15 protein-coding genes and 1 riboswitch are annotated in these 12,257 nt (G+C 42.3%); of the genes, 11 read left to right on the plus strand and 4 right to left on the minus strand.

Annotation, left to right across the window (positions count from 1 at the left end; translation table 11 throughout):
• Positions 1-58: 58 nt before the first annotated feature.
• The 3 genes from ACSQ2E_RS10230 to ACSQ2E_RS10240 all read left to right on the plus strand — a co-directional run bounded on the left by ACSQ2E_RS10230 (position 59) and on the right by ACSQ2E_RS10240 (position 2,099).
• Complete coding sequence (locus ACSQ2E_RS10230) at positions 59-1,129, plus strand: undecaprenyldiphospho-muramoylpentapeptide beta-N-acetylglucosaminyltransferase (protein WP_435990427.1); 1,071 nt, start codon at positions 59-61, stop codon at positions 1,127-1,129.
• Between the two features lie 60 nt (positions 1,130-1,189).
• Positions 1,190-1,339, plus strand: a complete 150-nt coding sequence (locus ACSQ2E_RS10235; RefSeq protein ID WP_435990428.1) for a YflJ family protein — start codon at positions 1,190-1,192, stop codon at positions 1,337-1,339.
• Positions 1,340-1,520: 181 nt separating this feature from the next.
• Positions 1,521-2,099 carry a hypothetical protein gene (locus ACSQ2E_RS10240; protein WP_435990429.1) on the plus strand — a complete coding sequence of 193 codons (579 nt, stop codon included), beginning with the start codon at positions 1,521-1,523 and terminating at the stop codon, positions 2,097-2,099.
• A gap of 62 nt (positions 2,100-2,161) precedes the next feature.
• Here the strand turns inward: ACSQ2E_RS10240 and ACSQ2E_RS10245 are convergent, their stop codons facing one another.
• From ACSQ2E_RS10245 to ACSQ2E_RS10260, 4 genes are all read right to left on the minus strand, one after another.
• Positions 2,162-2,719 carry a GNAT family N-acetyltransferase gene (locus ACSQ2E_RS10245; protein ID WP_435990430.1) on the minus strand — a complete coding sequence of 186 codons (558 nt, stop codon included), beginning with the start codon at positions 2,717-2,719 and terminating at the stop codon, positions 2,162-2,164.
• 278 nt (positions 2,720-2,997) lie between these two features.
• Positions 2,998-4,128, minus strand: a complete 1,131-nt coding sequence (locus ACSQ2E_RS10250) for an amidohydrolase family protein (protein ID WP_435990431.1) — start codon at positions 4,126-4,128, stop codon at positions 2,998-3,000.
• Positions 4,129-4,191: 63 nt separating this feature from the next.
• Positions 4,192-4,791: a DedA family protein gene (locus ACSQ2E_RS10255; protein ID WP_435990432.1), complete on the minus strand. Its 600-nt coding sequence runs from the start codon at positions 4,789-4,791 to the stop codon at positions 4,192-4,194.
• A 10-nt stretch (positions 4,792-4,801) separates the two neighbouring features.
• Entirely contained in the window at positions 4,802-5,581 is a 780-nt protein-coding gene (locus ACSQ2E_RS10260; RefSeq protein ID WP_435990433.1) for an undecaprenyl-diphosphate phosphatase, read from the minus strand.
• Between the two features lie 196 nt (positions 5,582-5,777).
• Between ACSQ2E_RS10260 and ACSQ2E_RS10265 the strand changes: the two genes are divergently transcribed.
• The 8 genes from ACSQ2E_RS10265 to ribD all read left to right on the plus strand — a co-directional run bounded on the left by ACSQ2E_RS10265 (position 5,778) and on the right by ribD (position 12,252).
• A complete protein-coding gene (locus ACSQ2E_RS10265; RefSeq protein ID WP_435990434.1) occupies positions 5,778-6,101 on the plus strand; it encodes a DUF4870 domain-containing protein in 324 nt (107 codons plus the stop codon).
• A 440-nt stretch (positions 6,102-6,541) separates the two neighbouring features.
• Positions 6,542-6,757, plus strand: coding sequence for a PLD nuclease N-terminal domain-containing protein (locus ACSQ2E_RS10270; protein ID WP_435990435.1), 216 nt, complete (start codon positions 6,542-6,544; stop codon positions 6,755-6,757).
• Positions 6,754-7,656, plus strand: coding sequence for an ATP-binding cassette domain-containing protein (locus ACSQ2E_RS10275; RefSeq protein ID WP_435990436.1), 903 nt, complete (start codon positions 6,754-6,756; stop codon positions 7,654-7,656). The genes ACSQ2E_RS10270 and ACSQ2E_RS10275 overlap by 4 nt, the downstream gene beginning before the upstream one ends.
• Entirely contained in the window at positions 7,653-8,429 is a 777-nt protein-coding gene (locus ACSQ2E_RS10280; RefSeq protein ID WP_435990437.1) for an ABC transporter permease, read from the plus strand. The genes ACSQ2E_RS10275 and ACSQ2E_RS10280 overlap by 4 nt, the downstream gene beginning before the upstream one ends.
• A gap of 105 nt (positions 8,430-8,534) precedes the next feature.
• A complete protein-coding gene (locus ACSQ2E_RS10285; protein WP_435990438.1) occupies positions 8,535-8,714 on the plus strand; it encodes an NUDIX domain-containing protein in 180 nt (59 codons plus the stop codon).
• A gap of 227 nt (positions 8,715-8,941) precedes the next feature.
• Positions 8,942-9,814: a patatin-like phospholipase family protein gene (locus ACSQ2E_RS10290; protein WP_435994491.1), complete on the plus strand. Its 873-nt coding sequence runs from the start codon at positions 8,942-8,944 to the stop codon at positions 9,812-9,814.
• Positions 9,815-9,940: 126 nt separating this feature from the next.
• Entirely contained in the window at positions 9,941-10,636 is a 696-nt protein-coding gene (locus ACSQ2E_RS10295) for a hypothetical protein (RefSeq protein ID WP_435990439.1), read from the plus strand.
• Positions 10,637-10,838: 202 nt separating this feature from the next.
• A riboswitch (FMN riboswitch) is annotated at positions 10,839-10,982 on the plus strand.
• Positions 10,983-11,157: 175 nt separating this feature from the next.
• Positions 11,158-12,252: a bifunctional diaminohydroxyphosphoribosylaminopyrimidine deaminase/5-amino-6-(5-phosphoribosylamino)uracil reductase RibD gene (ribD, locus tag ACSQ2E_RS10300; protein WP_435990440.1), complete on the plus strand. Its 1,095-nt coding sequence runs from the start codon at positions 11,158-11,160 to the stop codon at positions 12,250-12,252.
• The last annotated feature ends 5 nt before the right edge of the window (positions 12,253-12,257 follow it).

Below are 12,257 nucleotides of genomic sequence, written 5' to 3' on the forward strand. Positions count from 1 at the left end.
TAAAGTGTATAATGGTTAGAGAGAAGGAAATCAGAATATGAGTTAGGAGTTTATACATATGAAGAAGCGTATATTATTTACAGGCGGAGGATCAGCTGGTCACGTCACGGTTAATACAGCACTGATTCCACACTTTGAAAAAGAAGGTTGGGACATAACGTATATAGGTTCGGAAGATGGAATCGAAAAGGAAATTATTACTGAACAATTTCCCCATATCCCGTACAAGAGTATCTCAAGCGGGAAGCTTAGAAGATATTTTTCCTGGAAAAACTTTTCAGATCCGTTTCGAGTAATGAAAGGAGTGTTTGACGCACTATCCGTCATCAGGAAAACGAAACCGGACATCATCTTTTCCAAAGGAGGATTCGTTTCCGTCCCGGTCGTGATGGCCGCTAAGATCGCAAAAGTTCCTGTAGCGATCCACGAGTCCGATGTGACCCCGGGCCTTGCCAATAAATTAGCCGTCCCATTTGCAACGAAAATATTTACCACCTTCCCGGAAACGGTCCAATCCCTTCCAAGTGAAAAATCATTATGCGCAGGAGCCATCATCCGAGAAGAATTATTTACGGGTGATGCACGAGAAGGGAAGAGATTAACCGGTTATTATGAGGATAAACCCATTTTAATGATCATGGGAGGAAGTCTTGGAGCAAGAAAAATCAATGAAGCGGTAAGAGGGAATCTGGAAGAGCTGCTTTCTGCCTTTCAAATCATTCATATTTGCGGAAAAGGAAATGTGGATGAAAGCCTTGTACAAAAAGGGTATCGTCAATACGAATTCATCAAGGGTGAACTGCCTCATTATCTTGCAATGACGGATTTCGTGATCTCTCGTGCCGGTTCAAATTCAATCTTTGAATTCCTGGCTTTAAAGAAACCGATGTTATTGATCCCCCTCTCAAGAGAAGCGAGCCGTGGAGATCAAATTCTCAATGCCAACAGTTTCGTGAAACACGGTTATGCGATAAAGCTGGAAGAAGAAGAATTGGACGAAAAGAGCTTCTTGGCGGGAGTCAATGAGCTTAAGGAAAATCGTGAAATAATGATCCGCAATATGGAAAAAGGTGAAAAAGCCTACACCATCCAGGATATGTATGAGGTACTTTCGTCCATGTCCCGATAAAGAGTCATTGGACTCCCCATCAAGCATATAGTATACAAATGGTTGAAGGGGAGAAGTGGAATGGCCTATCAATTTTCAAAAGGATGGTATCTTCAAGAACTTAAAAAGATGGGAATCAATCATCATCCTTTAGAAAAAAGGAAATTGGAGAATTATAAAACATTTGTGGTAAGAAACCTGTATTTCGAGAAAATAGCTAAACAAAAATAAAAACCGGAGCTGACAGTATCGGTGCTGATCTTGGAATGTAAGATAAGGCATCAATACAGTCAGCTTCGATTTATTTAGCGGATTTTGGAGGGTAATAATCATTTCATGGGATTTTCATTTAATTTTCATGTTTGAGGGTTATAGTAAACGTATAATTCTTAATAATAATAGGAGAAAGTAAATGGAATCCAAATCGAAAGTCAGCCATCCATCATTTTTATCGAAATTCATCCCAAATCCAAAGGAACGAAAAAATGTCATCTTTTATTTGGGATTAAACACCTGTCTAACGGCTGCAGGAATTCTCCTCATTTCGGCTTATCAGGAAGTGCTCATGGGTATGAATGAGGAATCCTACAAGGAATTCCTCAAACAGTTCGGGTCCGCAGCAAGAATTATTTATTTTGTCGTCCTCAGTATCTTTCCGATATTCCTGTTATTGAAATGGAAAGGGTTGAGAGGGTTAAAGTGGAAGGATATTGAAATAAAACGCCTTGTCCAATTTGCAGGAAAGCTGTTGAGGAAATGGCACGTCCCCTTAGCGCTATTGGCAACGGCAGGTGTAGTGTTACACGGAATTCTGGCAATCGTCAGAGATTTCCATTGGGACTTCACAAATATAACAGGGATCCTTTCGAGTATCGCGCTCTTCTTCCTTGTAGGCATGGGATTTAAGCGTTTCAAAAGAAAGGACCGAGAATGGCATTTGAAACTTGCCATCACCTTTACTATATTTTTTATGATCCATGCCTCCTTTTAATCCGACTTAACAAAAAGGTTATCACAATAGGTAAATGCCTATGTGATAACCTTTTTCTGTCTTTACGCTTCAAGCGCCTGCTCTTCTTCCGGGGACTGCTGAAGCTGATATAAATAAAGGGTGTACAAATCTTTCGGAATCTCATACAGATCATACACGTCTTCTTGAGCATTTAATTGATCATAGAGAGATTTCCTTGATTCGTTTGCTTTTACGACATAAGGCAGCTTTTCTGCGGCTTTTTGTGAACGGGTATTCACCTTTCTGATTCTCATAAAGATGGTTTCCATGCCCAGTTCAAAAAATAACTCGGAAAAAAATGCATCCTTCGCCGGCTGGTTATACCCTTTGCCATGAAACGGCTTCCCGAGCCAAGTACCAAGGAACCCTGCATTTTCCTGGATGTCGAATAAATTAATCGTTCCGATAGGGTTGCCCCACTCGTCCAAAATCGTCCGGGAAATAAGTTCTCCCCGTTCTTCTGCTTCAATGGTTTGTTTTGTCAGAAAAAGAAGTTCATCATAGGAATACGCTTTTTGACGCACAAAAGGGAAGACATCCGGGTGCGCCATCAGGTCATAAAGTTCATGACACTCATGTAATTCACGTTTCTTGATCATAGTAGACCCTCCTTGAGGGCAGTCTACTCGCGTACGATCCCACCCTCGAAATTTTTAAATGGTAACTAAAAAATTTCGGGGTGGGAATCGAACCCACTAAGACCAGTCAAGAAACTGGTGGCGCACCTTTTGCCTTCCCTTCATTACAGTCGCTCATTATATAAAATAAATCGCGTTTTTGTAATCGGAAATATATTATCCATCTGTATCATATACGAAATATCTCAAAAAGGAAATAGGTAAAATGCTGATTTTTGAAGAAAATTTTTAACAAATTTCTACACGTTTTGATAAGCTATTTCCCCATTGACGAATGTCAACATAGGCTTTGCCATAAAGTGGAATGGGTGGTGGCTCCAAAGGACCAGATCGGCATCCTTATTTACTTCGATACTGCCGATCCTGTCAGATACACCAAGGTTTCTGGCAGGAGCAATGGTGATCCCTTCCAATGCCTTTTGTTCCTCCAGCCCTTCACGCACGGCAATCGCCGCACACATGTTCAAATACTGGATGGGGGTGTAAGGGTGGTCGGTCGTAACCGACACTTCGACACCGGCTTCCGTCAATTTCTGGTAGGTGATCCAGCTCTTGTTCTTAAGCTCCACCTTCGAGCGTCTTGTAAACGTCGGACCTACAGAAACTTTTAAGTTCCTTCCTTTCAGTTCATCTGATATGAGGTGACCCTCAGTGCAATGTTCAATCCGGAGGTCGAGGTTGAATTCTTCAGCGAAACGCACTGCGGATAAGATATCGTCTGCCCTGTGAGCATGGATCCGTACAGGGATTTCCCGTTTCAAGGCAGATACTAAAGGGGCAACTCTCAGTTCCTCTGGTTGATCACAATATTTAGCAGAGAAAAACGCTTCCCTGAGCATCCCCATGATCCCCATCCTTGTAATGGAATCATTGTTTCCAGTGCTATGGATTCGTTTCGGATTCTCGCCTAAAGCGATTTTCAATCCGGAGGTTTCTTTGATAAGCATGGACCTGATGTTAGAACCATGTGTTTTGATCACCGCTGTGGTACCCCCGATCACATTCGCGCTTCCGGGCATGACATTCACGGTGGTGACGCCATATTTAAGGGCGTCTTTAAAGCCCGGGTCCAATGGGTATACACCGTCGAAGGCCCTGATATGAGGTGTCATCGGTTCGATGGTTTCATTGGCGTCGTTACCTGCCCAGCCTGTACCTTCGTCGTAGAGGCCTAAATGAGTGTGGCAATCAATGAATCCGGGAAAAAGGAATTTCCCCTGACAATCGTACACGGAAGAGTGGTGGAATCCATCCACGTCATGGGAGTATATTTGTTTGATTTTTCCGTCTTTTATGAGTAAAGCTCCATTATGAATAGGCTTTGATGTAATGGGATAGATGGTTACGTTTTTTAAAAGTATGGAATTCATCGTTTTTCCTTTCGTGAGGCTTGTTTCCTTCTTATTTTAAACAATTTTCAGTAAAAAAAGAAGTTAATCCATTCTATTATTTCTTCTATTTGAATAAATCAGATAAAAAAGGGTTGAGAGAACAGCTATTAAACTGAGGGGTTTAATATAGCGAGTCCCGATGACTTCAATATGCTCCCAGTGTGTACCCAGCTCCATCCCGATGATCATAAACAACAATGTCCAGGGGAGCATAGCTGCAAACGTGTACAGAGTGAATGTAGAGAAGGGCATGCGGCTTATGCCGGCGGGTATACTGATGGCATGCCTTACGATTGGTATAAAACGTGCCGTGAATATGACGATCGTCCCATGCTTCTCAAACCATTTCTCTGCTGCAAGAATGTGTTTTGAATGAATGAACAGATATTTTCCGTATTTTTCAAAAAACGGTCTGCCTCCATAATAGCCAAGCCAGTAAAGAAACAACTGAGCTACGGTCCCACCGACGACACCGCTGATGAAGGCTCCAATAAATGTAAGTTTTCCGGCGTTTACCATAAAACCTGCATAGCTCAGGACAAGCTCGCTCGGGATGACTTCAATCATGAGTGCGAGAGAGATTCCCGCATATCCTAAATCGGTTAAAAATGTAAGGACGTGTAAAATCCATTCATGGTTCATATTTATCCTCCTACATGAATCCTGAGTATTGAAGAATGAGAATCAAGAGACCCAAAGCCCAAACGTAATAGGAGAATATTTTCAGAGAGTGCTTTTTTAAGAAATTCACCATGGTCATAATGGCGAAATAACCGAATACTGCAGCGCTGACTGTTCCGATGGCTAAACTTGAGAAAGGGATCGCTTCAGCCCCGCCACCGATCATTTCTTTTCCTTGAAGCACGATACCTCCAAGAATGGCAGGGGTAGAAAGGAGGAAGGAGAAATAGGCTGCTGTCTCTCTGTCCAATTTCCTGAATAATCCGGCTGCTATCGTTAAACCGGACCTTGAAAGGGCGGGAAATATGGCAGCAGCCTGGAAGCTGCCAATCACCAAAGCATCTGTATAAGAAAGATCATCCAACTTCTTGTAGCCTTTCTTTACGCCGTCAGCGACATACATAATGCACCCTGTCACAAGAAACTCCCAACCGATGGTAGCCCCTGTCTTTGATATAGCGTCAAAATAGTCTTCGAACATAAATCCTATAATGACAGCAGGGATGGTCCCGATGATGAGGATCCAGGATAATTTACTGAATGGGTGCCTCAACATGTATAAAAGTTCCTTCTGATAAACGACAAAGACGGCAATCAAAGTACCGATATGAAGCATCGTATCCAGGAAGAGCCCGGCTTCTTCCAGTCCGAAAGCAAGTCTGCCGAGATAAAGATGCCCGGTGCTTGAGATCGGAAGAAACTCTGTTAACCCTTGTATAACGCCGAGGATAAAAGCCTCGATTTTGTTCACATTCACCACTGCCTTTCTTCAAGAACTCTAAGGACAAACTCCTCTTCTAAACGTATATTCCGATTCGTCCCATTTCATGAGGGTTGTCATGAAGAAACAAAAAAGGCCCCGTAAAAAAATCTCAAAAATGGGTGAAACTTTATGAATGCAAGGACGTAAATATAGATGAGGATACAATCAATAAGGAGGAATTGGCATGCCGACAAAAGATGAAAGAATGATGGCAGCTCTTATCTATATATCAAGCTTCTTCACCGTATTCATCGGTCCATTGATCATTTGGCTCATTAAAAAGGACGAATCGGAGTTCGTGGATTTCCATGGGAAGGAATACTTGAATTTTCTCATTTCATACGCCGTATACGGGTTTGTAAGCAGCATCCTCATGGTGGTACTAATCGGATTTGTCTTGGCTCCCGTCGTAGGGGTGCTGGCACTGATCTTCACCATCCTGGGTGCGGTAAAGGCATACGAAGGTGACTATTACAAAATCCCGACAGTCTTTCGATTATTGAAGTGAACAAAGAGGTTGGGAAATATCTAAATTCATTTCCTTTAAAGACGACAATCAATAAATTAGTCAGGATCACTTGTTTCACCGCTATTGATTTCCGTGCAAGACTTCGCTTTCCTCGGGCGGAAGGCAAGCCTCCTCACAGCTGACGCTCCTGCGGGAAACGCTGGACAGGTGAGACCCCGCAGGGCAAGAGCCCGAGGAGGCTCACCGCCAGCCCCGCGGAAAGCGAGCAACTGGAGCGGAAATCAACCACTACTCACTTCATCCTAAAGCAACAGTATTTATGTAAACAACTAAATGATATATCCGAACGATTTAGAGTTTCCATAATTGTTCGGATTTTTTTCACGTCTTTTTTACTTACAAAAAAATTCTCATCGAAAAGTGAACGATTTCTTTCTTCTGCCGTCTTATAGATGTAAAAGAAAAGGGAGGAAGAAAAAATGAACGAATTACAACAAGCGTTACAAGCCATCAATTGGGGACTTATTGCTCCTGTTATCGTTATTCAACTCATTCTTATGATAGTGGCATTGATCGACGTATTCCGAATAAAATCCACAAATGGACCAAAATGGCTTTGGGTATTAATCATCATTTTTATTAATATTGTTGGACCGGTCATCTACTTCATCTTCGGAAGGAGACAGAATGGATGAACGTCTTGGAAGTAACGTCTTTAGAAAAGAGATATAAGGAAAAGCTTGCGGTTGAAAATATTTCCTTTCAGTTGAAATTTGGGGCTTGTACTGCTTTGCTCGGTCCGAATGGAGCCGGCAAAACGACGACTTTAAATATGCTTGCAGGATTAATTAAACCAACGGCAGGGACGATCATGGTTCCTGATTCCCCTGATGATATCCGTAATATGATCGGATATCTGCCTCAATATCCCTCCTTTTTTGAATGGATGACCGGAAAGGAGTTCCTGATCTTCTCCGGTGAAATTGCAGGAATGAAGAAGGTTGACGCAAAGGGGAGAACAGAGGAACTGATCACTTTAGTCGGTTTGGAAGAAGGGAAGAATCGGAAGGTGGGTCAGTACTCCGGCGGAATGAAACAACGTCTTGGAATCGCTCAGGCTCTCATTCATAAACCTAAACTCATCATCCTTGATGAGCCGGTATCAGCCCTTGACCCATTTGGCAGGAGGGAAGTTCTTGACTTATTAAAGACATTGAAGAAGGAAACGACCATTCTGTTTTCGACCCACATCCTAAATGATGCAGAACAAATTTGTGATGATGTCCTTTTTCTTCATGAGGGCGTGCTGATCGAGCAAGGGACAATCCAGGAAGTGAAGGCAAGGCACCATAAATTAAGATTGACTTTGCATTTTAATGAGGATAGCCATAAGTATATTCCAATCTTAAAAGAAAAAGAGTGGATTCATAATATGATGTCAGACGGGAAGGAGCTTTCCTTTGAGGTGTTTGATCTGGACCGGGATAGAGCGAGGATTTTTTCGATGATCTCTGAGTATGGATGGGGCGTGACCAAATTTGAAAGTAGTGAACAAAGTCTGGAAGAGGTCTTCATGGAGGTGATGAAAAAATGAAAATCAGTTGGGTATTATTCAGAAAAGAAATGCTCGAGCTCATCCGTAATTATAAAATGATCTGGATGCCATTCGTTTTCATTCTATTTGGTTTGATGGAACCGTTAACGGCCTATTATATGCCTGAAATATTACAATCAGTCGGAGACTTGCCCGAGGGTACGGTCATATCCATACCGACCCCTTCAGCGGGTGAAGTACTTCTGTCCATACTGAATCAATTCAGCACCATGGGTGTCCTGGTCATCGTATTGGGGTTCATGGGGACCGTGGCAGGGGAAAGGAAAAGCGGTAACGCTATCTTGGTACTTGTGAAACCTGTTCCTTACAGTTCGTATATATTCTCCAAGTGGTCAGCGGCACTAGTGCTTGTATGGTTGTCGTACAGCCTTGGAATGCTTTCGGGTTTGTATTATATTCACCTGTTATTTGATGGAGTCGACTTACACACATTCATTCAGGGGTTCCTGGTTTACGGCCTGTGGCTGACCTTTATCATGACATCGGTGATTTTCTTCAGCAGCCTCGTTCAAACGCCGGGCCTTGCTGCCTTTTATACAATCGCATCCACCATGCTGATAACCTTCTTCTCAGGATATATGACGAAAACATTAAAATGGTCGCCGGGTCAGTTGACCAACTATGTAAACGATCTGATCCTTCAAGACCGATGGACAGAAAATCTCTCAGGAACAATCTACCTGACCCTGGCCATATGCCTGACCATCCTCATCATCACTCCGATCCTCTCCAGAAAAAAAGAACTGAGCTGACGTCATGGCGTCAGCTCTTTCCTGAAGAGGGACGGACCTCTTGGATGATTAGAAAAGGATTTCAATGATTAATGTCGAATGGTGGTAGAAGGAGGAAGATAGAAAATGTTCCATCGTGCTGGCATCATCCTCATTGAAAATGGCAGTCTGGCAGTCATAAAAAGAATAAGGAATGGTTGTGTATATTATGTGATTCCAGGTGGAGGCATGGAAGGAGGGGGAACCGGAATTGAAACGGCGATTCGGGAAGCGAAGGAAGACTTTAAATCAACGTTTCGGAACTGAAAATCGCGTTGACCTTCAAGCAGAATAATACACATTCTTATTATTTTGTGGGAAAATATAATGGCTTATTTGGCTCAGGAAAAGGTGAAGAATACGATTTTACCAGTAATAGAGGGAAATATATTCCATGCTGGGTTCCGATAGAGGAATTGTCCGGGAAAAATTTGTACACTCTCTGGAAGTAAAACAATTTATATTACAGCAAAGGGCAGGTGGTCAAGAAGATGATGATTAGCGAGACAGGACTGGTCCTCGAAGGTGGCGGAATGAGAGGGATCTACACGGCGGGAGCCCTTGAATTTTTCTTGGAGAACGAAATTGAATTCCCTTATGTCATTGGAGTTTCTGCAGGTGCATGCAATGCCGCGTCATATTTGTCCAAACAAAATGGCCGCAACAAAAAGGTGAATGTAGATTTCATCCGAGACCCTAAATACTTATCATGGCGGAACTATTGGAAAACGGGCGAACTATTTGGGATGGACTATGTCTTTGATGAAATACCGAATAAATTGGTCCCCTTCGATTACAAAGCCTTTCACTCCAACCGAACGGAATTTGTAGTCGGGACAACCGACTGTCAAACAGGAAAACCAGCCTATTTCTCAAGGAAGGATTATGGAGAAGATCTTCTCACGATCATCCGCGCATCAAGCTCTCTTCCATTTGTTGCTCCAATTGTTGAATTCGCTACCCGACACCTCCTTGACGGGGGCATAAGCGATCCGGTTCCCATTGAAAAAGCCGAGACGGACGGATTCAAAAAAAATGTGGTCATCCTGACCCGAAATAGAGGATATTACAAAAAGCCTTCAAGATTTTCTTTCCTGGTGAGAAGAAAATATCCTCAATATCCAGAGTTGCACAAAACATTGATGAACCGATATATGCGTTACAATCAAACAATTAAAGAAATTGAAAGAAAAGAAAAACATGGAGACGTTTTGATCATCCAGCCTCAGCATCCACTTAAAGTAAGCCGGATTGAAAAGAATCCTCAAAAACTGGACGAATTGTACTGGCAGGGATATCATGACGCAGAATCAAAATGGAAGCAGTTAGCGGAATGGAACCAAACGGGGAAGCTGGTCCACTCCTAAAAACGTCAGGAATGGATAGAACCATTCATTAGTGAAAAGAGTTCTGTTTCATTTTCCTGACATTTGGTCTTTTTACGGATTTTTCACATACATATAATAGAGATTCCTTGAAAGGACGAGCATTCTATGAACCTCTATCAAATATACAAAAATGAACAATATACGTTGCTTTTTAGAAGTGTCATGTATTTTCTCATTGGAGTGGGGATGCTTGTAGTGACACAGCAATTATATTATTTTCCCCTGCTGATCTTCATCCCGGCGTTATCAAATCTGTATCTCAGCTATAGTCTGAAAAAGGAACTTAAGAAGGCAAACCGTCTGTATTATGAAAATTTGCCGGTCTCTCTGCATTCACTTGTAGGGGTTCATACAAAGGAAGGCTCCTATTATTTAAAAACCAACGGATGGTCACACTATTTTATTCAACGTACATCCATGATCAATAATCCTAAGCATTACTTGTTTCATAGAAAGCATAAACCGCCACTTTCATTTTCGAAGTGGAGCAGAACCATAAAGATCGATCATCCGGAGAGAAGAATGATGTTCCAACTGAAATATCAAAGTGCGACCGCCATCGAGTGGGAGAATGAAGGTGGGGACACGATCCTCATCTATAAAGGAAACAAGAGATGGATCTTGAACTATCAAGAAAAAAATTATCTATCCTTACAAAAGGGATACCTCCCTCAAAGTGTTCAACGACTGTTCGATTCCCACCATAGTTACGTTTCATTTTACGAAACATACAATGATGATTTGGACTGGCTTTTAATCTTTCTATGGTACGTAGACAGTGATTATTTTCTTACATCGTAGCTCATTCTTTTTATGGATTTGGATACAATATTGAATGAAGAATGGAACACAAAGAAAGAAACTTGCTTCTACTAAATAGAGGCATTTTTTTATAGGGTGAGTTTCTCATCCTGAATTCTAAAAATTAGGACAAAAATCTTATTTTAATGCGTCTTACATGATTTTATTTACGAAACTATGATAGAATAATGATAATCGAATAGGTTTCCTTCGGGGCAGGGTGAAATTCCCTACCGGCGGTGATGAGCAAATGCTCTTAGTCCGTGACCCGGCTAATACATATTAGACGGTGGATTTGGTGAAACTCCAAAGCCGACAGTGAAAGTCTGGATGGGAGAAGGAACGGCAGCATTTAGTTGATGGATAGGATAGGAGTCCGGTCAGTGTTCGTGGATGATTTTTCCTTTCTGAAACATTAGATCAAATGCTTTATTTAGTCATGCCAACTTCCCCCAAGTAAAACGTTACTTGGGGTTTCTTTATTTTTGAATAGTATTTTTGAAAGAAGGGAGGTACATCAATTGAATCATACCCATTATATGAAGCTTGCTATTTCAATGGCAGAGGTAACCCTTGGCCAGACCTCTCCAAATCCTGTGGTAGGGGCTGTTTTGGTCAAAAATGGAGAGATTGTCGGGGTTGGTGCTCATCTGAAGGCGGGAGAAGGTCATGCAGAAGTGAATGCCATTAAAATGGCAGGAGATAAAGCGAAAGGAAGCGACATTTACGTTACCCTTGAGCCTTGTTCCCACTATGGGAAAACACCTCCCTGTTCTCAAGCGCTGATCTCAAACGGGATAAAGAGAGTCCACATCGCCACCCTGGATCCCAATCCTCTAGTGGCTGGTCGGGGAGTTCGACAATTAAGGGATGCAGGCATTGAAGTGGTGGTGGGCGAGCTTGAAGAAGAAGCCCTGGAACTGAATAAGCATTTTTTTCACTTCATTCAAAATGGTACTCCATATGTCACGCTAAAAACAGCGGTTACATTAGATGGAAAAACCGCATCTGCTTCGGGAGACAGTAAATGGATTACATCCGAAGCCTCAAGAACCGATGTCCACTATGATCGTCACAGGCATGACGCGATATTAGTAGGAGTCAATACCGTCATTCAAGATAACCCACACCTTACCACCCGTTTGCCCCAAGGTGGAAAAAACCCCATTCGAATAATATTAGATACCTATTTGCGTACACCGATCCACTCTCATGTAGTAGAGGATTTAGAAAGCAGGACCATCATCATTACAGGCATTTCGGTCAATGATGAACAGAAGAAGCCCTATATCGATCGAGGATGTGAAATCATTTCCCTTACCGACGAAAAGATAGGCATTCGCACCGTCCTGAAAGAACTAGGTTCCCGAAAGATTGCATCCCTTTACGTAGAAGGTGGTTCTACTATACATTCCGCCTTCTTGGAGGAAAGAGCTTTTCAGGAAATGATTATGTATATGTCTCCGAAGCTTGTGGGTGGAAGTGCTGCCTTCACGAGTATTGGAGGTAAAGGATTTCCAACCATTGCAGAAGGATTGGAAATGGAAATCGCAAGCCTCGATCGTGTAGGACAGGATATCAAAATTGTCGCACGGCCAAAACGGGAACCTTTGTGAAAGGG

It is taken from the genome of Rossellomorea sp. LjRoot5 (assembly GCF_964253455.1).
GTDB lineage: Bacteria > Bacillota > Bacilli > Bacillales > Bacillaceae_B > Rossellomorea.

Excerpts from the sequence above, each read along its gene's own strand:
- ACSQ2E_RS10230 (WP_435990427.1), top strand. The coding sequence starts at position 59 with ATGAAGAAGCGTATATTATTTACAGGCGGAGGATCAGCTGGTCACGTC.
- ACSQ2E_RS10255 (WP_435990432.1), bottom strand. The coding sequence starts at position 4,791 with ATGAACCATGAATGGATTTTACACGTCCTTACATTTTTAACCGATTTA.
- ACSQ2E_RS10295 (WP_435990439.1), top strand. The coding sequence starts at position 9,941 with ATGAACCTCTATCAAATATACAAAAATGAACAATATACGTTGCTTTTT.
- ACSQ2E_RS10275 (WP_435990436.1), top strand. The coding sequence starts at position 6,754 with ATGAACGTCTTGGAAGTAACGTCTTTAGAAAAGAGATATAAGGAAAAG.
- ACSQ2E_RS10265 (WP_435990434.1), top strand. The coding sequence starts at position 5,778 with ATGCCGACAAAAGATGAAAGAATGATGGCAGCTCTTATCTATATATCA.
- ACSQ2E_RS10240 (WP_435990429.1), top strand. The coding sequence starts at position 1,521 with ATGGAATCCAAATCGAAAGTCAGCCATCCATCATTTTTATCGAAATTC.
- ACSQ2E_RS10235 (WP_435990428.1), top strand. The coding sequence starts at position 1,190 with ATGGCCTATCAATTTTCAAAAGGATGGTATCTTCAAGAACTTAAAAAG.
- ACSQ2E_RS10280 (WP_435990437.1), top strand. The coding sequence starts at position 7,653 with ATGAAAATCAGTTGGGTATTATTCAGAAAAGAAATGCTCGAGCTCATC.
- ACSQ2E_RS10270 (WP_435990435.1), top strand. The coding sequence starts at position 6,542 with ATGAACGAATTACAACAAGCGTTACAAGCCATCAATTGGGGACTTATT.
- ACSQ2E_RS10285 (WP_435990438.1), top strand. The coding sequence starts at position 8,535 with ATGTTCCATCGTGCTGGCATCATCCTCATTGAAAATGGCAGTCTGGCA.
- ACSQ2E_RS10290 (WP_435994491.1), top strand. The coding sequence starts at position 8,942 with ATGATTAGCGAGACAGGACTGGTCCTCGAAGGTGGCGGAATGAGAGGG.
- ACSQ2E_RS10250 (WP_435990431.1), bottom strand. The coding sequence starts at position 4,128 with ATGAATTCCATACTTTTAAAAAACGTAACCATCTATCCCATTACATCA.
- ACSQ2E_RS10245 (WP_435990430.1), bottom strand. The coding sequence starts at position 2,719 with ATGATCAAGAAACGTGAATTACATGAGTGTCATGAACTTTATGACCTG.